Below are 24688 nucleotides of genomic sequence, written 5' to 3'. Positions count from 1 at the left end.
ATTCAGGCCATGATTAAATATCTTATTACAATAGTGTTAACACTCGCATTATGCAGTTCTTGTGATGGAGAAGATTTTTCAGCAGATCCTACCCTCATGCCTCCCGCCACTCAAACAGGCGCCAATACTTTTGGCTGTCTGATAGACGGCTGGGTATATACGGGACAACGCTATGGCCCGGATCATAAAGCATCTTACTATCCCGCTTGTAATGAAGACGAAAAAGCGACAGTCAATATATATGTCCGGGTAGATACCAATGCGTCTATTTCTTTCAATATCATTGATCCGAAAGAAAAAAATATCACGATTTACAGTGCTCTTGAAAAGACAGACAATGATCAGACGATCTATACCGACGCTGTATTCAAAGACGGCAATAAACAAGAAGAGAAACTGGAAGACGGTATTGTCAATATAACCCGCTTTGATTTGAGCAACAGAATAATCAGCGGAACCTTTGAAGGAGGAAGAATGAAAGAAGGACGGTTTGATTTAACATTCTGACATATACCCGTTGGCAAGCCAGGTCCAGCTCGCCAACGGGTAAGTTAGTCTCTTTTTTATTTTATCTTGTCATACTGATCATTCGCGCTAATCTCCGTATATTTAGGCGCGTCAATCATTTCTACCAAAGCGCGTAACACAGGTCCTTCACCCATCGGGTCATTTTCCTGAGTAGGACGGTTATAATAAAACACGGTGGAAGGCATAATACCTGTGCCGACACAAATGGCCGTAACATCACCCTTCTCTGAAATCTTTGACAACATGCCCTTTAATCCCTGCCATGCTACATAAATGAAGTCCGGATGCAACCATCCCTCCTTCACACCTTTAGCTATACCGAATACAAACATAGAAGTACCGGTAATTTCTTCATAAGAATCTTCTTTATCCAACAACTGATGCCACAAACCGTTTTTCCCTTGATACCGGGCTACCCCACTAGCCTGCATTTGGAAATTCTTTATCACATCCTCACGCATAGGATGATCTTCCGGCATTCTTGCCAACAGATCGGCTGTCGCCATAAAAATCCATCCATTGGCCCGGGACCAATGCGCCACTCCATGTTCCTTATTATCTGTATGGTAGCAATGATAATAAATCTGTTTTTCAGGACACCACAAATACCGTGTATAATTCAATATCTGATTAGCCGCATCATCAAAATACTTCTTTTCACCGGTAATCTCCCCCATTCTGGAAATAAAAGATACCGCCATAAACGCATCATCTGCCCACACGGTATTCTCATGAGGCCACAAACGGGCTATAGTCCCATCGGCCAAGCGAGGTTCCGAGACCATAAGATGATGGTTCGTTGTCTCAATATATTTCCGGAAAGCCTCGTCCGGATGACGCTGGTTCAAGGTTATCAGACTAGCCCCCATCGGTCCGTTATCATCCAGACGTTTATTTCTATAAATCATGTGCCAGGTAAGACGGGGAACTGCTCTCCACCCTCCTTCACGGAAAGTTTTATCATATAAACGATGAAAATAGGACTGGTTAGTCTTATCGAAAACAAATTTCATGTTCTTCAGTACATAATCCTCATACTTCCGACTCTGTAGTTTGTCACCCAACTCCATCAAAGCCATGTTTGTCACTCCGTTTGTGTAATGCCAATTCAAATATTTACTATTGACACGTATATCCGGATTTAAAGAAACATTGTCCAAAGAAGTATATATTTTACCTGTTTTTACATCTTTGAACTCATAAACAGTAGAAGCGACAATACGATCGGCTATCTTTATAGCCATCTCTTTGGCCACAGCGTTGTCCTGTGCCCTTAAAGGGAGTAACCCCATCGCAAGCAATAAAATACCTGCACAACCATAACGTTTAACCATAAAACCTAAATTTAATTTTGTATTTCAATATGCCAACAGGCTCTGCACTACTCCGGAATAAAAGATTCCGGCTATCCTTAGCATCTCTCAAAGATAAAACCATCTTCCTGTTTCGTACAAATTTTCAAGATATTATTTTATTGTAATAGCCACATTTTCAATTTAAGAGCTTATAAATGTGTGAACCATTTTATGCCCATAAAGCAATATTTCATTCATGATTACCTGTTATAGGAGAAATATCAAACTCAGTTCATAAAAAAAGAAAAACAAAAAAGGCTGTATTCTATTAAGAATCAGCCTTTTCTGTTTGTGGGCCATCTTGGGCTTGAACCAAGGACCTCCAGATTATGAGTCTGTTGCTCTAACCAACTGAGCTAAAAGCCCGCGCTCACAACTTCTTGTTTGCAGGTGCAAAAGTAGTATATTCCCTTGAAACTTGCAAGATTTATCGCCCAAAAATTAATAAAAAGATTTAATTCTCCCCCTTCGTAAGGATATAAATTGTATTTTTGTGCTCCATTAATAAACTCTGCAAAGCCGTATGGCACAAAAAAAACAGGAAAACGCCCTTACCGGGCTTACGGACAAAGAAGTCCTTATCAATAGGGAGAAATACGGAAATAACCTTCTGACACCTCCCAAGCGTCCCTCTATGTGGAAACTTTATTTGGAAAAGTTCCGCGATCCGGTTATACGTATTCTTCTGGTTGCTGCATTTTTTTCTCTGGTGATCGCCATTATTGAAGATGAATATGCTGAAACAATCGGTATTTTCTTTGCCATCTTTCTGGCAACCGGCATCGGATTTTACTTTGAATATGATGCCAACAAAAAATTTGATTTGCTGAATGCTGTCGGTGAGGAAACACCGGTCACCGTTATCAGAAACGGAAAGGTAAGGGAAATTCCCCGTAAGGATATTGTAACAGGCGATATTGTCGTACTAAATACAGGGGAAGAAATTCCGGCAGACGGCATTCTGTTGGAAGCCATTTCCCTGCAGGTAAATGAATCTAACCTAACGGGAGAACTAATGGTTAATAAAACCATTAACGAAGAACTCTTTGATGAGGAAGCCACTTACCCCAGCAACGAGGTGATGCGTGGGACTACAGTGGTTGACGGACATGGCATCATGAAAGTGGAACGTGTAGGAGACTCTACCGAGATAGGTAAAGTAGCACGCCAGGCCACCGAACAAAATGAAGAAGAAACTCCATTAAATATTCAGTTAACCAAACTGGCCGGTTTCATCGGAAAAATAGGTTTCACTATCGCTACCCTTACTTTCATAGTTTTCACAGCCAAGGATCTTTATGCTTACCTCAGCATACACGAGATAACCGACTGGCATGGATGGATGGCGGTTGCCCGTATTGTATTGAAATACTTCATGATGGCTGTCACTTTAATCGTTGTCGCTGTTCCCGAAGGACTGCCGATGAGTGTCACTTTAAGCCTTGCACTGAACATGCGCCGTATGCTGAAGACCAACAACCTGGTGCGTAAAATGCATGCTTGCGAAACAATGGGGGCCATCACGGTTATCTGTACCGACAAGACAGGCACATTAACACAAAATCTGATGCAGGTACATGAAAGCAAACTTGAATCCGAAGACATGGATCTGATAGCTGAAAGTATCAGTGCTAACTCCACTGCTTTTCTAGAGGAAACAGGAGAAGGCAAAAAACCATCAGGAGTAGGTAATCCTACCGAAATCGCTTTATTGCTCTGGCTAAATGAACAAGGCAAAAACTACTTGAAGCTACGTGAGAATGCAGAAGTAATCAATCAGCTTACCTTCTCTACGGAACGTAAATACATGGCTACATTGGTGAATTCACCCATACTACAAAAGAAAGTGCTATACATAAAAGGCGCCCCCGAAATAGTAATGGGGAAATGCGATCTTTCTATTGAAGACACGAGCGGCTATGAATCCGATCTGCTCCATTTTCAAAATAAAGCAATGCGTACTTTGGGATTGGCTTACAAAATCATCCCTGAAAGTGCCGGCAACGATTGTGTCGGACTGGTGAACGAAGGCGGCATGACCTTCCTCGGCATCGTGGCCATCAGCGACCCCATCCGTCCCGATGTTCCGGAGGCCGTACAAAAATGTCAGTCGGCAGGTATCGACGTGAAGATTGTCACAGGAGATACTCCGGGAACAGCTACCGAGATTGCCCGGCAAATAGGGCTATGGAAACCTGAGGATACAGAGCGTAACCGCATAACAGGAGTAGAATTCGCCGCATTGAGCGATGAAGAGGCTTTAGACCGTGTACTTGACTTGAAAGTGATGAGCCGTGCACGTCCTATGGACAAGCAACGCCTGGTCCAACTGCTACAGCAGAAAAGAGCTGTAGTGGCAGTAACCGGAGACGGAACAAACGATGCTCCTGCACTGAACCATGCCCAAGTAGGCCTTTCTATGGGAACCGGTACTTCAGTAGCCAAAGAAGCCAGTGACATTACCTTATTGGATGACTCATTCCACAGTATTGCTACCGCAGTGATGTGGGGACGCTCCCTTTACAAAAACATCCAGCGCTTCATCGTATTCCAGCTGACTATCAATGTGGTCGCATTGGCCAGTGTTCTGTTAGGAGCTTTCTTTGGCACAGAACTACCATTAACCGTAACACAAATGCTTTGGGTAAACCTTATCATGGATACTTTTGCCGCTATGGCTCTGGCATCCATCCCCCCCAGCGCAGATGTAATGAATGAAAAGCCACGCAAGGCTGATGACTTTATCATCACCAAAGCCATGCGCAAGAATATACTAGGTGCAGGCTTCTGTTTCCTTGCTATACTGATGACATTAATTGTCATCATCAAACAAATGCCAGCAGATTCAGTAGGGCAAGCCTTAACCCAATTCTTTACCATCTTCGTGATGCTGCAATTCTGGAACCTGTTCAATGCCAGTGTTTTCGGAACCAACCATTCTGTATTCAAAGATTCCCGCCATGCATTAGGCATGCTAAGTGTGGCTATCATTATCTTGGTCGGACAAATTCTGATTGTAGAATTCGGAGGTAAAGTATTCCGTACCGAACCTATGGACTTCATGACTTGGATTTATATTATCACAGGAACATCATTCGTATTGTGGACTGGTGAAATCCACCGTTGGATAAAACGAATGCAAAAGAAAAGCTAAAAAGAAAAATAAAGCACATAAAGAGCTATGGACAGTAAGATTAAAAATGTCGTTTTTGATTTAGGGGGAGTATTAATAAATCTGGATTTTGACAATTGCCTGAATGCTTTTCGTAAAGCAGGTTTTCAAGATATCGAGAAGCAGGCAAGCCAGTTCAGGGGAAAAGGCTTCTTTTCCCAATTTGAATTAGGTGAGATCACTCCGGAAGAATTCCGGGAGACTATTCGTAAAGAAACCTGCGAATCACTGTCCGACCGTAAAATCGATGACATGTGGAATCTGATGTTACTTGATATCCCCCGTGAGAAACTAGACTTACTACTAGAGTTGCGCGAGCGTTATATGGTTTATCTGCTCAGCAACACCAACCGGATACATTGGAGCTATGCCTGCGAACAAATGTTCAGTTATCGGGGCTTCCGCATAAATGACTTTTTTGAAGATACTTTTCTGTCTTTCGAGATGCATAAAGCCAAACCCGGAAAAGATATTTATGAACAAATGATGAACGAAGCAAACATCCTGCCCGAAGAAACGTTTTTTATAGATGACTCGGAAACTAACTGCCAGGCAGCTATGACACTTGGCATAAGATCCCATCATTATCATGTCGGAGAAGATTTAAGTTCACTTTTTGAATAATGGAAATACGATCGGATATAAACCATCAAACATTGCCCCCTTCAGCCGCCACTATCGGTTTTTTTGACGGAGTGCATCTCGGACACCGCTTTCTTATCAATCAAGTAAAAGAGGTAGCCGCCAAGGATGGATTATGTTCTGCATTGATCACTTTTCCCGTGCATCCCAGACAAGTGATACAAACCACTTACCGCCCGCAATTACTTTCCTCACCAACAGAAAAAATCGACTTATTGGGAACGACGCAAGTAGATTACTGTATTCTTCTTCCCTTTACACAAGAGCTTTCCCTGCTTTCAGCCCGGGAATTTATGCGATTATTACGTGACAAATTCAATATCCACACATTAGTTATAGGCTATGACCATCGTTTCGGGCACAACCGCAGTGAAAGTTTTGACGATTATTGCCGTTATGGTGAGGAATTAAACATATATATAGTACGCGCGCGAGCTTATACGGACGGAGAGGATAAAATCAGCTCTTCGGTCATCCGTCAACTATTAAAAGAAGGCAAAGTAAGCCAAGCAGAAAAATTCCTAGGATATAACTATTATTTGGACGGAACAGTAGTGGACGGCTACAAAGTAGGCAGAAAAATAGGATTCCCCACAGCCAACTTACAAGTGAACTGTAGTGACAAACTGATCCCTTCGGAAGGAGTTTATGCGGTATATGTATATGTAGAAGGTAAAAAATGGGCAGGAATGTTGAACATAGGACATCGCCCCACTATCAATAATGGCAAAAATTTAAGTATTGAGGTGAACATCCTCAATTTTTCAGAAGATATTTATCACAAAGAAATGCGCATAGAATTCGTAAAATACCTTCGCCCCGAAGAAAAATACGACACGATAGACGCACTCATCGCCCAAATGCACAAAGACCGGGAAGAAACCGCCAGGATTCTTCTTTAGAGATCAAGTGTATCATTGCACAGCCTTCCCCTTTTCAAACTACACTTTCCACACATCTTCGCCAACATTCCCGGAGAGACGCAACCGCCATCAGAGGAATTAACTTACCAATATCAGACATCCCCTGCATAAAATCTGTTTTTTCATACACTTCAACCCGGAAAGACATGAAAAAAGATATATTTTTATCGTTTTTCGATAATTTTTTCTCGTTTTTCTTTTGTGGTATCAAAATAAGATATACATTTGCATATCGATAAACGAGAAATGAATATCGAAAAACGAGAAAGAACAAACACAAACATTAAAACACTAAGTAAAATGAAAAAGTCAGTATTAAAATCAGTTTTAGCAGCAGTTGCAGTAGTAATGACGAGTTGTACAACAACAGCAAACGCACAAACAACAGGAAACACGAAGTACATCTACGGCCAGAATGACACAAACACAACCGTGTACACACTGAATGAAGACGGCAAAACATTGACACGCAAACTGAAGTATGAGTACAAACACGATGAAAATGGTCAGGTAATTGAGAAGAAAGCCTACCGTTGGGATGCTTACCGCGAACTGTGGGAACCGGCCTATCTGCTTACGGTAACTTCCGGAACATACGAAATCAAACTCAATTACGCCGAATGGAACGCCCGAGAGAACGTCTTCAACCATAACAAACAAGAAAGTATTTACCGTGAAGACAACAACGCAAACTTGTTGGCCGACACACAAAACAAAAAGTAATGAAAACAACAAAAAACACAACCACCCTCAACACTTAGGTAAAGTGTACTCATGTTTTGCTTTGTGGGAGCAGTAATCGCACCGGACATCGCAAAACATACAAGACAATATCTCAGGACGGATACAAAAGTCCGTCCTACCCTTTCAGACAACTATATTTTAAAACCAATAAACACTCTATTATGGGACGCGCAATTAAATTAGTACTTTATTACTTCGCTTATCAATTGGCCTTCACCTTCCTGATAAGCATTCCGACCAGCTTTATAACAATAATGAACGAGATTTCAGAAAATGATAACCTTGCCTATGCCGCAGGCAAAAATGCAGCCTCTATGACAGGCCTTATCATGGTACTGGCAGGAATAGCCATGACTTGGCATCTGATTCATTTCAAATACGTCAAATTCAACAAAGCAAGCTGGACTGAAGTCCCTGCAAGAACCATTCTATTGAGTATTCCGTTCATCATAGCAGCCATGTTCATCTGCAATATAGCCAATGAATTCATAGAACTACCCAATCTGATGGAAAACACATTCATGGGAATGAGCCGTAACATATTCGGCATCCTCGCCATTGCCTTCATGGCCCCCCTGGTGGAAGAACTGCTGTTCCGTGAAGCCATTGAAGGACACCTCCTGCAAAGTGGGAAAAAACCAAAAACGGCCATTATTCTGTCCGCACTCATCTTCGGCCTCATCCACATCAATCCGGCGCAAGTACCCTTCGCCTTCTGTCTGGGCCTGGTGTTCGGATGGCTCTACTACCGCACAGGAAGCATCATACCGGGCATGATAGGACATTTTCTGAACAACTTTCTGGCTACCATTATCATGGCTACATCAACTAAAGAAGAAATGAATGAAAAAACGGTTGATATGATTGGCGCCACACCTACTTATATTCTTTTGGCAGTTGCCATAGTCACCTTGACCGGCATGTATTTCTACCTGAACAAACATTTGCCACAACCGGAAAAGCCCTCTGAAGTAACTAATACACAAGCATAAATACAACAATGAAAAAAAAGCTCAACCTCTTTTGCATCTGCGTACTTATCGCGTTATTCCTTTCCACCTCAACAACGGTCAGCATCATGTTCTATTCTTTCACGAGTGCCTTTAAAGCCGGATACGAAAGTGTAGAAAAAGGAAAGGACATACGCATTTCCGACTACAAGATGATCTGTACCCTTCCCACCAATCTACTTGAAAAAACAGGAAGCGTGACTAATGTAAAGACAGGAGAACAAGCATCTATCATACCGATTATAAGCATGGTAGAGGCGCCAAGCAAAGAAAACGGTACATTCCATGCACTGACCGGAATAGCCTCATTAATTTCGGTTATAGCAGGAATTTTCAGCTTGTTGCAGTTCTTTTATCTGATCAGAAATATCAATCGTGGTGATATCTTCAGCTGGAAGAATGTGAGGTTCCTGCGCAAATTAGGATGGGCATTGATACTTTTGTTTATCTGCACGCTGGGCACCACTGTAATCGGGAATTACGAAGCTTCGCAAGTATTGCAACTCAACGGGTGTGAGTTCTCCTACACCTTTGCATTTTCCGACGCGACTTTCATTCTGGGATTCATTTCATTACTAGTGGCCGAAGTATTCGCCATCGGGCTGAAAATGAAAGAAGAACAGGAGTTAACCATTTAAGGAACGGGACAGATTATGAACAAGTTCAGAATATTAGGTATCATAGCCATTATAGCCATCATTGCAAATTTCTTTGGAGGATTGAATGAAAATTGGAGAGACTTCAAGGAAGGATTTAACGAAGGACAAAACAACGCAATGAAGATGTATGAACCCGGGCATCACATTATACCCTACAATGTAACCCGGGCCAAGCTGAATGTAGAACCGTTGCCCGGAACCACTGTCGATTCACTGAACAACAACCGCGTGGCCTGGGCACTCCCCTACACAGTGACTGAAATAGAAACGTATGCCAAGCCATCGGCCTGGCACATCCTTGTTATGGGGTTTGCCATACCCGGAATGTTTCTTTTCCTCATCGGCTTCTGCTCACTGATCCGGTTGCTCATCTCCATCTCGCGCCGCGAAGTATTCATTTCCGCCAATGTGCGACGCCTCCGCTGGTTTGCATATACCAGTGCAAGCTTAGAAATCCTCATAGCTATCGGGGAATGGATCATAGGAAGCGCAGCAGTTGAACAAATCAGTCTGCCGGGTTACAAAATCATCAGCTATGCCGGTTATTCCCCCGACTGGGTAGCCGTGATTATCCCTATCCTTTTTGCCGAGATATTCGCTATCGGAGTAAAGATGAAAGAAGAGCAGGATTTAACCATTTAAGAAAGGAAGTGCCATGAAAGAAAAATTTCATCCATTACCGGATAGCAAGGCAGCGAGGATGACGGTCAATGTGGGATGGACCTGTTTCTGTCTATATGTTTTTAAGAAACTGACGAAACATCACACCCTATGGTGGCAAGCATTAGAAGAGAATCCGAACAAACCTAAAATGAATTGAACCATGCCGATTATAGTGAACCTAGACGTAATGATGGCGAAACGAAAGATTTCGCTGGGAGATCTGGCCGAAAAGATAGACCTCACTCCCGCCAACCTCTCCATATTGAAAACCGGAAAGGCGAAAGCCATCCGCTTCTCCACATTGGAGGCCATTTGCAGGGAACTGGAGTGCCAGCCCGGCGACATTTTAGAATTCAGGGATGAAGATGAATGATAAACAGCCACATTCACAAACACTCTGACACCATAAAATTCTCTCATCTCCATCCCAGATACTCCGACCGATAAGGCAATTGGACTTCAACTGCCGCATTGGCGGAGTATCTCCCTGTTTTCTTTCCACTTCCAAACGGACTTTAGCCAATATTCCCTAAATTCTTTCATAAATGAGAACAAATATCGTATAAAAACCTTATAATCCTACGATTATATCTATCTTTGTACCCAAATTACATACTTGAATTTTTATAGATTATAAATGAAGACATTTGAAGAGTTAGGCGTTTCCCCGGAAATACTAAAAGCTATTAAAGAAATGGGATATGAAAATCCCATGCCGGTACAAGAAGAAGTAATACCGTATTTATTGGGAAACGGCAACGATGTAGTAGCCCTAGCACAAACAGGGACTGGAAAAACAGCCGCATTTGGTCTGCCGCTTATCCAAAAAGTAGATGTAAAGCAACGTGTGCCTCAAGCACTAATCTTATGCCCCACACGCGAGTTATGCTTGCAGATTGCAGGCGATCTGAACGATTACTCCAAGTATATTAACGGACTGAAAGTCCTTCCTGTATATGGTGGTTCATCCATCGAAAGCCAGATACGCATGTTGAAGACAGGCGTACATATCATTGTGGCTACTCCCGGACGACTGATTGACTTAATAGAAAGAAAAGTAGCCAAGCTGGAAACCATTACAGATGTAGTAATGGATGAAGCCGATGAAATGCTGAATATGGGATTCACTGACAGCATAAACGCCATCCTTGAAAAAGTTCCTGAAGACCGGAATACCTTGATGTTCTCGGCCACTATGAGTCCGGAGATCTCACGCATCGCCAAAAAGTATCTGCACGATGCGAAAGAAATTACAATTGGCACCAAAAATGAAGGCAGTAAAAATGTCAATCACATTGCCTATTTGGTACATGCTAAAGATAAATATGCCGCATTGAAACGTATTGCGGATTACTACCCACAAATTTATGGCATCATTTTCTGCCGTACCCGTAAGGAAACTCAGGAAATTGCAGATAAATTGATTCAAGACGGTTATAATGCAGATTCCCTACACGGCGAACTCTCACAGGCACAACGCGACTTAGTGATGCAGAAATTCCGTCAGCGTCATTTACAGCTTTTGGTTGCTACCGATGTAGCAGCCCGTGGTTTGGATGTAAATGATTTAACTCATGTAATCAATTACGGTTTGCCCGATGATATAGAAAGCTATACTCACCGTAGCGGACGTACAGGACGTGCCGGAAAAACAGGTATTTCGATCGCCATCATCAATCTGCGCGAGAAAGGAAAGATGCGTGAGATAGAACGGATTATCAACAAAAAATTTATCATGGGTGAAATGCCCAGCGGTAAACAAATTTGCGAGCAGCAATTGATTAAGTTGATAGATGATATAGAAAAAGTAAAAGTAAACGACGAAGAAATTGAATCCTTCCTGCCCGGAATCTATCGCAAACTGGAATGGCTTTCAAAGGAAGACCTGATAAAGCGCGTGGTTTCAATGGAATTCAACCGCTTTCTGGAATACTATAGCAATGCTCCGGAAATAGAAATTCCCAGCACGAACGACCGTCGGAATGAACGTGGTCTCAAAGAGCGCAAAGACCATGGCAGCACCCGTGAAAAGACAGAGCGTAAAGCAGAAAAAGGATATACTCGTCTGTTCCTGAATGTAGGAAAAACAGACGGTTTCTATGCCAACCAAATCATAGAACTGATTAATCGCAACATGAAGAAACAGCGTACTATCATCGGTCGAATCGACTTGATGCAGAATTTCTCTTTCTTCGAAGTAGCAGAAAATCAGGCACAAGATGTTATCAAAGCTTTAAATAAGGTCAATCTGAATGGCGGCCGGAAGATTGTAGTAGAAGTTGCCGGTGAAAATAATGGCAAAAACGACAACGGTGAACGTAGAAGCAGTGCGGCAAGGAATGCGTCATTTGGCAAAAAAGGTGACAGGTCCAATAAAAAAGCAACTCCCAAAGAAGGAAAACCTAGCCGTGCGGAACGTGGCTACACGGAAGAACGCGGTCCCAAAACGAAAGACGACTGGAAACAATTCTTTAACAGCGACAACAGTAAGAAAAAGAAATCCAAGAAATGAGGAATCCGATTTAATGAAAGAGAATTGGACACAAAGCAAGCCTAAAAATGGGGTGAATCAAAACTCAACTTTAGATTAAAAGTACTTTTAATCTAAAATCCGACCCCCTTCATCGATAATAAAAACCGTATCAACTTTGAGTAATGATACGGTTTTTCTGCATTTATCAGTTACAGTCTGTAGATTTTTAGCTGGTTCATCTTAATCCGGACACACCTTCATTTTAGTTTTTTTCCTTTTCCGTCAATTCCAGCTCATCAATCAAACGGGAAGCCTTCCCATATTTCTCAATCATATAAAGAACATAACGGATATCCACTCCGATACAACGCTGCAAATTAGGTTCAAAAACAATGTCTCCACTCATAGCTTCCCAATTTCCGTCAAAAGCAAGCCCTATCAGTTCTCCTTTTCCGTTGAACATTCCACTACCAGAGTTTCCTCCTGTAATATCATTATCCGAGATAAAACAAACATTCATATTACCATCTCCGGCTGCATAACGCCCGAAATCTTTCCTTTCCAAGCAATCGGTCACGGAAGGGAGCACATCAAAATCACGATCTCCCTTATACTGCCTTATTTTATCAAAAATCCCTTTTGTCGTCGTAAAATAAGAATATTCAATCGCATCTTTCGGCGAGTAACCACCTACCATACCAAAGCTCAGACGCATAGTAGAATTGGCATCCGGATAAAACACCCTGTCTGCCTCCATCTCACGCATCGCTTCATTCAGCAAACGCTCATTTTTCTCAATGTTCATACTTGATTCCTCCACGGACTGATTGAACTCATAAAATTTCACCAACATATCAATAGCAAAAGAAGCCGCAGGGTCATCAAACAAGACATAAGTGGTATCTCCTCTCACCACCTGTTCAAATCCATGTGGTGTCTTCAAAGAGGAACGAGCATATAAATCATCCACATAAGCCTGGTAATCCCCCTTAAAATCTTTTTCTATCAACGGATAAACATCGGGTAAGAACTCTTTCCCTACCTCTGCCGCATATTCTTTCAACATAGCCACAAAAACTTGTTTATCCACATTCACATCCATATTGACATAAATCTCCAGCAGCTGCCGCATATTGCGTTCCAAATCACCCACCTCTGCCTCAAAATCAAAATTCAATACAGTCAAAGCTGCTGTAATCAACTCAGGTCCATTAGCAAATGTTTCTCCAAAATAAGCCATGGCCCGTGCCGCATCTCTACGATTACGATAATTCAACTCAAGTTCAGTCAGCACCCGGGCATATTTGCTTCGTTCATCAGGCTTCCGGCGGATCCATTCTTGCAACTGACGTTCCAAAGCTTGTTTCTTCTCTATCACTTTCAACTCTTTAACAGCTTGATTCATCCCTATACTATTCTTCCAATAGTTAGCGCTTTGCGCGTACTTGGAAGCATATTTAATACGGATATCATCACTTTTTTCCATTGCATTTTTCCAGATAGCCTGCTTGATGGTACGGACATTAATCATGGCGGCATTATCCGTATTGACCCTCTCGTCTATTCCAAACGAAGACAAATACCTGCTGGTAGAACCAGGATATCCCATAGTCATACAAAATGAACCTTGTTCATACCCGTCCAAAGAAACAGGAGCAAAATAATCCGGATGATAAGGCACATTATCCGGAGAATAAGCTGCCGGCTGATTATTCCGGTCAACATAAATACGAAATACAGAGAAATCTCCAGTATGACGGGGCCATACCCAATTATCCGTATCCCCGCCAAACTTACCTACAGAAGAGGGAGGAGCAAACACCAGACGGACATCATAGTAGTCTTTATACACAGACAGATAAAACTCATTGCCACCATAAAAAGGTGTTATCTCAGCACGCAGCAAAGTATCATTCGCTACTGCCTCCTGAGCAAGCAGTGTGGAAATAGAATCTACAATCAGCGCACGGTCCCTTTCTTCTGTTCCTGCCGGTACAGCTTGCAGCACACGTTCCGTCACATCCTCCGTACGTATCAGGAAACTGACAAATAAGTCCGGATTAGGAAGCTCCTTATTTAAGGAATCGGCCACGAACCCATCCCGCAAATAATCATGCTCCACGGAACTATGCTGCTGAATGGCATCATACCCACAATGATGATTCGTAAAGACCAAACCATCCGGAGATACAACAACACCCGAACAAAAGCCTCCAAAACTAACGACAGCATTAGCCAATGCCTTTCCACCGGGATTATACAATTGTTCAGATGAAAGCTCCAACCCCATTTCTTTCATCACTTGTTGAGTTTGTTTGCTAAGACAACAAGGAAGCCACATACCTTCACTCCCCCATATATATAAAGGTAGGAAAAGTAGCAGCAGCAGTAGTTTTTTCATAGTTTTATTCTACAATTAATTTAAGTTCCTTTGCTCCGACACGTGCTTTCAACCATTCGGTAATTTTTTCTTGTTCCTTCTCATGAGGTCTTTTACTGAATTTCATCAAGACGATTGTCAATGTATCCGTCTTAGTTGAATCCACCTGCAATTCCACAGTCTTTGCCATAGCTATGGCTTCTGCCGTAGGATAAAGCACTTTAAGTTCAGGAATTATTTTTTTATCTACAGTATTATATGCAGCATATACTTTAAGCTCGTTTTCCAAAGACTTAATCTTCTCCTGTTGCTCCAGCAAACGCTTTTCACTATTCTTATAGAAATCTTCCATCACTTGAGCTTTTATACTGCCAATATCCATCGCATCATTATTCATTCCTTGAAGAACAACCAGTTTAGTACCTGCCAGATTAAAATGTTTCAAGTTATCCCTTGCGGTTGCTATTTCTGCTTCCGGGACCTCACTACCTATTAACACCACACGTATTTCCTTCTTTTCGAAAGATATCTTCCGGTCTATCACCTGAGTATTATTAAAGTCCAACTCTTCATTGATAAAATTATTGGCTGAAGCCTCATAAATAGTGTTCTTCACAATACCATAAGTCAGATAGATAGCAGGACACATGGTGGCCAAAGTAATGACAATGATATATTTTTTAACTAACTTCTCACGCTCCTTATCCACAAATTCCTTACGCTGGAAATGCATGACACGCACCCCGATAAAAGTAGCCAGGCTGATAAATACGGAATTGATAAAATACAAATAGAATGCCCCCAAAAAATAAAGTAAATTTCCGGTAGCAAGCCCGAATCCGGCAGTACACAAAGGCGGCATCAAAGCCGTAGCAATGGCCACTCCCGGAATTACATTCCCTTTTTCTTTAGTAGATAAAGCGATAATGCCGGCCAAACCACCACATAAAGCAATGAGTACATCATATATGGTAGGGGAAGTACGTGCCAGCAACTCCGACTGCACTTCATCCAGCGGAGTCAGCGAGAAATAAAGCGTAGCTGTAATCACACTGAATACGGTCGCCACCAAATAGCTCTTTAAAGAACGTTTCAGCAATTCGAAGTTGTTCTGCCCGATTGCGAGTCCTATTCCCATGATAGGTCCCATCAATGGAGAAATCAACATGGCACCGATAATCACCGCTGTAGAGTTCACATTCAGTCCCAACGAAGCTATGAAGATAGCGAAAATCAGAATCCACAAGTTCGTTCCCTTGAACTCGACACCATTACAGATACTTTCCACGGTCAAGGCTTCATTATCCTTATCCTTGCGCAAATCAAGATATTCACTAAAGAACTTCTTGACATAAGGCACATTTCTCAATTCATTCTTCAAATCACTCATAGTTATTTCTTTATGTATCGGTTTATAACAGGTATCTGCTTTAAAGGGAAGTCCGTTTTCACAATATATGCCACAAACAATAGCAACAACAATGTACGAATACCCAGCAACAAGAATATATTTTGAATAGGAAGATAAACTGAAACAAGGTAAAGTATCAGTGCTAACGCCACATACTTACCTATCGCTTTCAAATCATAATTAATAGGATATTTCTTCTGTCCCACAAAATAAGAAAGAAGCATAGCCACTCCATATCCGGCAAAACCAGCCCAAGCGCATGCCATATAGCTAAACACCGGAATCAGGAAGATATTTATTAGAATAATGATACTGCAACCCACCAATGAAAAATAGGCTCCCCATTTTGTTTCATCAATCAGTTTATACCAAAAAGAAAGATTAAAATAAATACCCATAAACATTTCAGCAGCCATGACAATAGGTACAACCTTGAGTCCCACCCAATAATCACGTCCTAAAATATAACGCAGAATATCAAGGTAAAACATAACAGCCAAAAAAGCCAGTAAAGTGAAGATAATAAAAAACTTCATCGCCTTGGCATACATTTCCCGACTGTCCTTTTCTTTACTCTTACTAAAAACAAACGGCTCGTATGCAAACCTGAAGGCTTGTGTCAACATGGCCATTATCATAGCTATTTTGCTGGCAGCCCCATAGATTCCCAACTGGATGGTCGCCTCTGCCTTATCGGGATAGACAAACGGAAAAATAATCTTATCAGCCACCTGATTCAGAATCCCCGCAATACCCAGGATCAGAATCGGGAAAGAATAATGCAACATACGCCGCAACAACTCTCTGTCCAGCACATATCTGAAACCCACCAATTCTTTCCACATACATAACATAACCAAAGAAGTACAAGCTAGATTAATGGCAAAAGCCACTCCGACATTCTCCCCTTTCATGCCTACAAAATAAGCAATATTCAAGGCAATGCTGGCAAAAATGAACAACAACTTCAATGCAGCGAATTTAATGGGACGTTTCTTATACCGCAAATAGGCAAAAGGAATAGCTTGAAAAGCATCCATTGCAACAACAATCAGCATCATCCCCATATACCACGGATGCTCTCCATATCCCAAGAAACCTGCTATGGGATGCAGAAAAGAAAGACAGATCATTAAAAAAAAGACCGCAGTCGCCCCTACCGAAAGTAAAGTAGTGGAATACACACGCATCGGATCGTCCACTCCCTTGTTGGCGAATCGGAAAAAGCCGGTTTCCATGCCGTATGTCAAAAGCACCATCAACAAGGCAGTTATAGCATACATATTGGTAATGACACCATAACCGCCCGATTCCATAGGTAAAGCGTTAGTATATATCGGTACTAACAAATAATTCAGGAACCGCCCGATGATGCTACTCATCCCATATATGGCTGTTTCCTTGACTAATGCTTTTAATCCTGCCATTGTTTAATCATCAAATAATGTCTTCTGACTATTATAAATGCTCCGTCCCAGATGCATATAGGCCAGTTCCGTGACCTCACGCCCACGCGGAGTACGTTTTAAAAAACCCTCTTTAATCAAAAAAGGTTCATAAACTTCCTCTATTGTTCCGGCGTCCTCACCCAAAGCGGTTGCAATAGTAGTCAGCCCTACAGGACCTCCCTTAAATTTATCTATAATAGTACATAAAATCTTGTTATCTATCTCATCCAGTCCGTATCTGTCAATGTTCAAGGCCTCTAAAGCAAACCTGGCAATCTCCACATCAATCTTTCCGGAGCCTTTCACCTGGGCAAAATCACGGACACGCCTCAGTAACGCATTCGCGATACGGGGCGTTCCACGGCTGCGCGAGGCAATCTCACCTGCCGCTTTCGCATCACATGGAACATTCAATATATGGGCAGAACGCCGGATAATGCTGGTCAGTATATCATCGTCATAATACTCCAAATGGAGATTTATGCCGAAACGTGCACGCAAAGGCGCAGTCAGCAGCCCACTCCGAGTAGTGGCACCGACCAACGTAAACGGACTCAGTTCCAGCTGTATACTACGTGCCGATGGGCCCTTGTCTATCATTATATCAATACGATAGTCCTCCATGGCAGAATACAAATACTCTTCCACCACAGGACTCAACCGATGTATTTCATCAATAAAAAGCACATCATTGGGTTCCAAACTGGTCAGGACTCCCGCCAAATCACCCGGTTTATCCAGCACCGGCCCTGAAGTCACTTTAAAACCCACCCCCAGCTCATTGGCAATGATATTACTTAAAGTAGTCTTGCCCAAGCCGGGAGGGCCGTGCAAAAGAACATGGTCTAATGCCTCGGCCCGCAGACGCGCTGCTTTGACAAAGATGCGCAAATTATCCACCACCTTATCCTGCCCGTTGAAATCCTCAAAATTCAGCGGACGTAAGGCATTCTCAAAATCGCGTTCTTTACTTGTGAGCTGTTGCTCGCGTATATCAAAATTTTCTTCCATTTTTTTGTTTATGACACAAAGGTACAAAAGATATTATTATAATAGAAAGAAAGATGGAGGAATTCATTTTCAGTCCCTCTGCCGTCTCTCTTTTCAACATTATTATTGTATTAATTATTATTCATTATGGGAATTACATTAGGAAAGAAACAATTGAACAAAGGAAGAGTTTCGCTTTACTTGAATTACAGTTATAACGGAAAACGCCGCAAAGAGTATCTGGGCATCATTCTGGATCCTCCTACCAGTGCGGAGCGAAGAGCAGAAAATAAAAACAAGATATTAATTGCCAGACAGATAAGAGCTAAAAAGGAGTTAGAGTTCTTATCGGTTGAATATCATCTGAACGATGTAGAAAACACATTCTATGACATACTTCCAACAGATAAAAGCAATGTTCCCGACTTCTATATTCTGATAGGGCAATTCCTGGATACCTATCATAAAAAGGACAAAAAAATGGTCAGGGCATGTATCACCCATCTGCGGCTGTTTACAAGAAAGAAAAACTTGCCCGTAACTCTTCTCACAAAAGATTTCTGTATAAACTTTCTTGAGTATCTCAGGGATCATCTCCGAGGCAATACTCCCATCGGATATTTCAAGAAATTCAGAATGTGCATCAATAAATGTATAGAAAAAAAGCTAATGACCTCTAATCCTACAGATGGTATCCGCCTGGTACAGTTTGATGAAGTGACCAAAGCAATCCTTAGTTTAAAGGAGATTCAGAAACTTGCCATCACTCCATGCCCCAACAACGAAGTAAAACGGGCATTCTTATTTTCTTGCTATTGCGGACTGCGTTGGTGTGATGTCCATCAACTGCAATATAAAGACATCGATTTTTCATCCAACCGCCTTACTATTCTGCAACAGAAAGTACAGTCACACTCCAAAAATGCAATCTTGCATTTGAACTTAAACCATACTGCCGTCAAACTCCTGCAAAGGCATAAGGGCATTAACGAGGAGTTGGTATTCAGACTCCCCTCCTATTCTTACACATTGAGGATTTTAAATAAATGGGTAAAAAGGGCTAATATACACAAGCACATCACTTTCCATTGCGCCCGTCATTCATTCATCACCAACATCATGGCAAATGGAGCTAATATCAAGACGGCAGCCAGCCTTGCGGGACATTCTACTACCCGGCATACAGAAAAATATGTTCATATCATAGATGAACTCAAACAAAAAGCGGTAGATAGTTTACCGGATATTATTGTTAATTATAAATAATAAAGGCCCCGAAATGGCCCTTACACCATTAAGCAGAACATATATATATCTAATATCCAATTAGTTATCATCGCTGTATAGTATCCGGCACGAATACGACCTACCTGAGTAATACGGTGAACAACTACTTCGGCTGCAACTTCAAGCAGCTCCTTAACAAGTATCGTGTTGACCGTATGCAAAGTTCTTATTGCTAGAGGGTGACGTAGTTCAACCAGTTGCTGCTTTTTAGGAAGTGTGGTTTTGCATCCCAAGAGCGTTTTTTATGCCGCATTTCATAAAGATTGTAGGCGCATGCTCCCTTGCAGTTTCTATATAAGAGCACGGCATCCGGACACAGAAAAAGATTTAAAGTCCTTTTATAACAATAATATTTTGAGTTTTTAAATTTATAAATTTAAAGTTTTTCTATTATGAACAAAAAATTTTTAAGTGCAATCCTGTTCGGTGCCCTTGATGGTGACCTCGACAGGAACATTTGTATCTTGTAAGGATTACGATGACGACATCGACCGCTTGGATCAAGAAATATCCAATGTGAAAGATGCAATCAAGGCCCTTGAAGACAAAGTAGGCTCAGGCAAATATGTCGAAAGCTGTACTCCGTTCACTGATGGTAATGGTGGTTATGAAATCAAATTCAGTGATGGAGAGACCATTAAATTATACAATGGTGCAAAAGGAGAACAAGGTGAACCGGGCAAACCAGGTACTCCGGGTACTCCAGGTACTTCTGCTGATGATTATGTAGTATCAGTAGAAGAAGGTGAATCAGCTTATGAATTAGTTATTACTTATGCTGATGGCACTAAAAAGACTATCAGTATGCCTAAAGCTACTTCTGTAGTTAGCGGAGTTAAGTTTATCCCTACTTTCCTTTCTGAAGGTGAAGCTGCCAGAATCCATTTCCCTACCATCGTTACTGATAGTGTGTCAGGTAAAACAGAGATTGCAGGTGCAGATTGGAGTGCAAATAACTTTAGTACATTTAAAATCGTTTACTCAGGTAAGGCAGACGTGAAGTATCAGGTAAATCCTAACAGCGTATCATTCAAGGATATGGAAGTGGTAGGATTTGTTCGTGATACTGCTGAAATATGGAACTACAATACGAATAACAAGAATTGGGAATTGTTCAATGCTGGACAAAAACTGTACACTGATGGAAAAATCACCGTTGATTCTTATAAAGAAGGACATGGTATGTTGAACTTCCGTGTAAAGGACTGGGCTTTTGCTGAACAATCTAATCTGGACGAAAGAACAGTATATTCATTGAGAATTAAGAACAATGACCAAATCGTTCATTCTGATTTTATTCCCGCCAAGCATGAAGTAATTTTGCAGAAAAACGTACATTTGGTTAAAGTAGCTGATGCATTTGACCAAACTAACGCTCCTGCTCAGATTAAAAATGCAATTGCTCCTAACAAGGTAAATTATAGAGAATTCATCAAAGATGAACATTATCTTAACACCTTGAATCCGACCGGTACTGAAGAGGCTAAATTGAAAGCTTATCAAGCAGATAAAGCTAAGTTCGAAGGTAATGCTGAAAACCAGTTATATAAAGGAGATGCTGAATCTAAAGATGATGCAAACCGTATTGTTGTAGAACTGAATTACACAGGTGATGGACATTCAAAAAATTTGAAAGACATCGTAACTTCATTCTTTGACAAACGTATGGGTAGAGCCCAAGACGCTCAGTATCCTTTGATGGATAATGGTTTTGATGACTATTCATTGGTGTTTGAACCGGTTGACTTCTATTATGATGGCGTTAACCAGACAAAACGCTATTTGGACGTTACCAAAGATGGTGTTGCTACAGTAAAACAAACTCCGGACCCGATTTGGGGCGCAGAAACAGATGCCAACCACACAGCTGCTATAGACAGAACTCCTATTGTTCGTGTGAAACTAGTAGCACCGGGTGAAGACAATGGTAATGTAGTTAAAACAGCAATCATCAAGATTCACATTGTACGCAATGCAGTTGTTGCTCCTGAAATTAATATTACAGAAACAAAAGATGTCACTCTGAAACATATCAATCAAGTTCTTGATATGGATATGGATAAGATATTCAACCATAAAGATGTACAGTTGAGTAAAGACGAATTCCGTAAAACTTATGATTTCGTTCCTGAATTTGCAACGGCAGATGAGGCTAAACAACACGCTGTATATGCATGGGATGGAAAGAATAATGCAGACTATTCATTAGATCCGAACTTTAAACCTGAAGAATACAATCAGCTGTTCGTTACAGTGAAGAATACAGCATTCTCTCGTCATGACGATCACGACGTTTACACTGTTAAGGGTACATACAAGCCAAATGCTGATCATAAGGGATTATCTGACATCCATGTTACTTATACTATTAATGTGAAGTATCCGGATGTAGTTGCTCCTGAAAAGACTAAGTTGAACTGGGTAGATGATTCTTACTTCATTGCTCACGGTAGATACGATAACTTTGATGCTCCTACGACTTATGAAATGGTTGCAGCATTGAATGACGAATTCGATTTGATCAACTATAATCCTTATAAGGGTCAGACTCATGATAAGGATTGGGCTAGAGCTACCTTGTCATTCGAATTGGTTGACCAGCATAATAACGCATCTAAGATAGATGACGGTCACGATTCCGGTATCCGTTTGTATCAAGGTAAAGACAACAAGTGGTATATCGCTTTGGAGGCAACAGACGAAGGACGTGCTTGGATCAATGCTGCTGACGCTGAAGATTTGAAGAAGATCAAAATGCGTGCTGTAGTAAGCTTCAACGAAGATGTTGACGGATTGTATGGTACTTGCAACAAGGAAGCCAATGCTCATAACAAGTATGCTAAAGAAGCTTACAATAACTTCTCTTGCAATACTATCAATATGATAAACAATACTCCTTGGGCTGAAGATAACCATACTACTAATTATACTGGTGCTCCTGCTCCTGAAAATGGACGTTCTACAGTGGTTATCGATGAATTTGAAGTTGCATTTGTAACTCCGATGGTATTCCACGCTTACGAAGCAGGTCCTTTGTTTGACAAGTACCAAGAAGCTGAAAATACAGTATCATTGAAGGATGCATTCTTCTTGTCAGATTATCTGTGGTCTGAAGGTGCTCAGGCACAATTCAATAACAACCATGTTATCTATGACCACAAAGATATGGCTGAGAATAATACTTTGGTTCAGACAGGTGATCAAGCTGGTTGGTCAAATAAACTGGTAGTTGACAATAATGTATTCGATGTTAATACAACTGTTAACTTCAAGGTTTCTAAGGCATACTTTGCTGACGGAAGTGAACTGGATGCTGAAAACATGAATAAGATCAAACTTGATAATACTAAGCAGACTATCACATGGATCAACAATGGTGAAGATATTGCTCAACCATTTACTATTGAAGTAGAAGTTTGTGTAAATCACAAGTGGGGCGGTATCTGCGACCATACTTGGAAGAATAGTCTTGGACATTCTGTTGGAACTATCCAAATCCAAGTTAAGAAGCACAATGACAAGTAATTAATACGCTCATTGTTTATTTAAAAAGAGGGGGGCAAAATGTTCCCCTCTTTTAGTTTTTACAATCGTTTATTCAATTATATTGTGTATGAAGTATATATATGCTGTCTGTTTTCTGTTATTAGTATGTGGCTGTCATAAAGAAAATGACACTCCCGCTGTTTTACCTGCACGGACACTATTGGTTTATCTGGGAGGAGATAATAATCTTGATGCGGAAACCTATGACAAACTTGTTCAAATTAAAAATGGATGGGAAGACGAGACAGATGGAAAAATAATAGTGTATCAGGATACACCATTTAAGGACTCTCCACGATTGATGGAAATTGATGGAAAAAGTGAGAAAGGCTATATTACCATACATACCTATGACCAAGAAAACTCAGCCTCCCCTCAAGTGCTTAAACGAGTTATAAACGACGTAACTCGGCTTTATCCTGCTAAAAGCTACGGTTTAATCGTGTTTTCCCATGGCAGTGGCTGGCTTCCTCCACATACATTGGTTAATGGCTCGCGGTCTATCATCATCGATAATGATAATGAAATGGAAATAACAGATTTTGCTATGGCCCTCCCGGACCATTTATTTGAATTCATAATCTTTGAAGCATGTAATATGGCAGGTATTGAGGTGGCTTATGAATTAAGAAATAAAGCAGCATATATCATGGCTTCCTCTGCCCCAGTAGTATCTCCGGGATTCACTCCTATCTATGCCGGCAGTATTTCCTGTCTGCTTGAAGAAACTGCTGATTTGCAAAGATTTGCAGAAAATTATTTTCATTATTGGAATTTGATGGAAGGCGATAAACGTTCTGCTACCATTAGCATAATAAAAACTGCCGGATTATCAAATTTAGCGAATTTGATACGACAGATCAATACAGAAATATCTGGTTCTTTCCTCCCGGTCGGTAACCTTCAAAATTATGATGGAGTTTTAAAAGCCCCATTCTATTTTTTTGATTTTGCTCAATATTATCAATCATTATCAGATGAAGATACATACAATGCACTTCAAGAATATATCAGCCAATGTGTGGTTTACAAAAGGAATACTCCTTTTTATGCTACGGAAGAAGGAATATTCCCTATCACAGCATTTTCAGGTATGACCACTTTTATTATGCAGAGAGAACTTAATGACTTAAATGAGGAATATACAAAACTACAATGGTATAAAGATACTAATACACATTAGAGAATATGTAGGATAACTTTCTATGGAATGACATTTGGGGAAAATCTTTTATCAGTTCAAAGAGATAAGACATATATAAAGATCTACTACTTTTTTACATCAATAGAATACAATTTAATTATTATAATATACAGAAATTATCAGCTCAAAGGAATAGAATTAACAGAAGAAATTATTACTAAACATTGATGTTACTATTCAAAGAAATAAAGAACTAAGATAGTTATTCTATAAGTTAAAAGGGGCTGTCCCTAAAAAACAGCCCCTTTATATT

Annotated in this window: 17 protein-coding genes, 1 tRNA gene and 1 pseudogene; 13 read left to right on the top strand and 6 right to left on the bottom strand. The window is 41.0% G+C overall.

Annotation, left to right across the window (positions count from 1 at the left end):
• Nucleotides 1-9 precede the first annotated feature (9 nt).
• On the top strand, nucleotides 10-507 hold the full coding sequence (locus tag ACYQ0C_RS00320; protein WP_016275086.1) for a Riean_0653 family protein: 498 nt from the start codon (nucleotides 10-12) through the stop codon (nucleotides 505-507).
• A 56-nt stretch (nucleotides 508-563) separates the two neighbouring features.
• Here ACYQ0C_RS00320 and ACYQ0C_RS00315 read toward each other — a convergent pair whose 3' ends face one another.
• Entirely contained in the window at nucleotides 564-1862 is a 1299-nt protein-coding gene (locus ACYQ0C_RS00315; RefSeq protein WP_135952076.1) for a glycoside hydrolase family 88/105 protein, read from the bottom strand.
• A 313-nt stretch (nucleotides 1863-2175) separates the two neighbouring features.
• Nucleotides 2176-2249: transfer RNA gene (locus ACYQ0C_RS00310), tRNA-Ile, on the bottom strand.
• A gap of 157 nt (nucleotides 2250-2406) precedes the next feature.
• Between ACYQ0C_RS00310 and ACYQ0C_RS00305 the strand changes: the two genes are divergently transcribed.
• The 9 genes from ACYQ0C_RS00305 (at nucleotide 2407) to ACYQ0C_RS00265 (ending at nucleotide 12208) form a co-directional block, all read left to right on the top strand.
• On the top strand, nucleotides 2407-5037 hold the full coding sequence (locus ACYQ0C_RS00305) for a calcium-translocating P-type ATPase, PMCA-type (RefSeq protein WP_016275084.1): 2631 nt from the start codon (nucleotides 2407-2409) through the stop codon (nucleotides 5035-5037).
• A 27-nt stretch (nucleotides 5038-5064) separates the two neighbouring features.
• Nucleotides 5065-5679, top strand: coding sequence for an HAD family hydrolase (locus tag ACYQ0C_RS00300; RefSeq protein WP_016275083.1), 615 nt, complete (start codon nucleotides 5065-5067; stop codon nucleotides 5677-5679).
• Nucleotides 5679-6599, top strand: coding sequence for a bifunctional riboflavin kinase/FAD synthetase (locus ACYQ0C_RS00295; protein WP_016275082.1), 921 nt, complete (start codon nucleotides 5679-5681; stop codon nucleotides 6597-6599). The genes ACYQ0C_RS00300 and ACYQ0C_RS00295 overlap by 1 nt, the downstream gene beginning before the upstream one ends.
• 321 nt (nucleotides 6600-6920) lie before the next feature.
• Nucleotides 6921-7343: a DUF3836 domain-containing protein gene (locus ACYQ0C_RS00290; RefSeq protein ID WP_016275080.1), complete on the top strand. Its 423-nt coding sequence runs from the start codon at nucleotides 6921-6923 to the stop codon at nucleotides 7341-7343.
• Nucleotides 7344-7525: 182 nt separating this feature from the next.
• The gene (locus ACYQ0C_RS00285) at nucleotides 7526-8356 is read left to right on the top strand and encodes a CPBP family intramembrane glutamic endopeptidase (RefSeq protein WP_016275079.1); all 831 of its coding nucleotides are present in this window, start codon (nucleotides 7526-7528) and stop codon (nucleotides 8354-8356) included.
• A gap of 8 nt (nucleotides 8357-8364) precedes the next feature.
• Complete coding sequence (locus ACYQ0C_RS00280; RefSeq protein WP_025019575.1) at nucleotides 8365-9012, top strand: DUF2975 domain-containing protein; 648 nt, start codon at nucleotides 8365-8367, stop codon at nucleotides 9010-9012.
• A 15-nt stretch (nucleotides 9013-9027) separates the two neighbouring features.
• Nucleotides 9028-9675 (top strand): DUF2975 domain-containing protein, encoded by a 648-nt coding sequence (locus ACYQ0C_RS00275; RefSeq protein WP_016275077.1) that lies wholly within the window; start codon nucleotides 9028-9030, stop codon nucleotides 9673-9675.
• A gap of 181 nt (nucleotides 9676-9856) precedes the next feature.
• Nucleotides 9857-10069 (top strand): helix-turn-helix domain-containing protein, encoded by a 213-nt coding sequence (locus ACYQ0C_RS00270; RefSeq protein WP_016275075.1) that lies wholly within the window; start codon nucleotides 9857-9859, stop codon nucleotides 10067-10069.
• Nucleotides 10070-10333: 264 nt separating this feature from the next.
• Complete coding sequence (locus tag ACYQ0C_RS00265; protein ID WP_025019573.1) at nucleotides 10334-12208, top strand: DEAD/DEAH box helicase; 1875 nt, start codon at nucleotides 10334-10336, stop codon at nucleotides 12206-12208.
• Between the two features lie 223 nt (nucleotides 12209-12431).
• Here ACYQ0C_RS00265 and ACYQ0C_RS00260 read toward each other — a convergent pair whose 3' ends face one another.
• From ACYQ0C_RS00260 to ruvB, 4 genes are read right to left on the bottom strand one after another with little or no spacing between them, the layout of a single operon-like run.
• Nucleotides 12432-14570, bottom strand: coding sequence for a S46 family peptidase (locus tag ACYQ0C_RS00260; RefSeq protein WP_016275073.1), 2139 nt, complete (start codon nucleotides 14568-14570; stop codon nucleotides 12432-12434).
• A 4-nt stretch (nucleotides 14571-14574) separates the two neighbouring features.
• Nucleotides 14575-15939: a TIGR00341 family protein gene (locus ACYQ0C_RS00255; RefSeq protein WP_016275072.1), complete on the bottom strand. Its 1365-nt coding sequence runs from the start codon at nucleotides 15937-15939 to the stop codon at nucleotides 14575-14577.
• A 2-nt stretch (nucleotides 15940-15941) separates the two neighbouring features.
• Entirely contained in the window at nucleotides 15942-17387 is a 1446-nt protein-coding gene (locus tag ACYQ0C_RS00250) for a lipopolysaccharide biosynthesis protein (RefSeq protein WP_016275071.1), read from the bottom strand.
• A gap of 3 nt (nucleotides 17388-17390) precedes the next feature.
• Nucleotides 17391-18419 (bottom strand): Holliday junction branch migration DNA helicase RuvB, encoded by a 1029-nt coding sequence (gene ruvB, locus ACYQ0C_RS00245; protein ID WP_025019570.1) that lies wholly within the window; start codon nucleotides 18417-18419, stop codon nucleotides 17391-17393.
• A gap of 126 nt (nucleotides 18420-18545) precedes the next feature.
• Between ruvB and ACYQ0C_RS00240 the strand changes: the two genes are divergently transcribed.
• From ACYQ0C_RS00240 to ACYQ0C_RS00230, 3 genes and pseudogenes are all read left to right on the top strand, one after another.
• On the top strand, nucleotides 18546-19664 hold the full coding sequence (locus tag ACYQ0C_RS00240) for a site-specific integrase (protein WP_025077184.1): 1119 nt from the start codon (nucleotides 18546-18548) through the stop codon (nucleotides 19662-19664).
• Nucleotides 19665-20077: 413 nt separating this feature from the next.
• Nucleotides 20078-23210 (top strand): annotated as a pseudogene (locus ACYQ0C_RS00235) (PL29 family lyase N-terminal domain-containing protein).
• Between the two features lie 88 nt (nucleotides 23211-23298).
• A complete protein-coding gene (locus tag ACYQ0C_RS00230) occupies nucleotides 23299-24414 on the top strand; it encodes a clostripain-related cysteine peptidase (RefSeq protein WP_016275046.1) in 1116 nt (371 codons plus the stop codon).
• Nucleotides 24415-24688 lie beyond the last annotated feature (274 nt).

It is taken from the genome of Phocaeicola sartorii JCM 17136 = DSM 21941 (assembly GCF_054653615.1).
The sequence above is the reverse complement of the archived record's forward strand: the minus strand, read 5'-3'. Positions and strand labels throughout refer to the sequence as shown.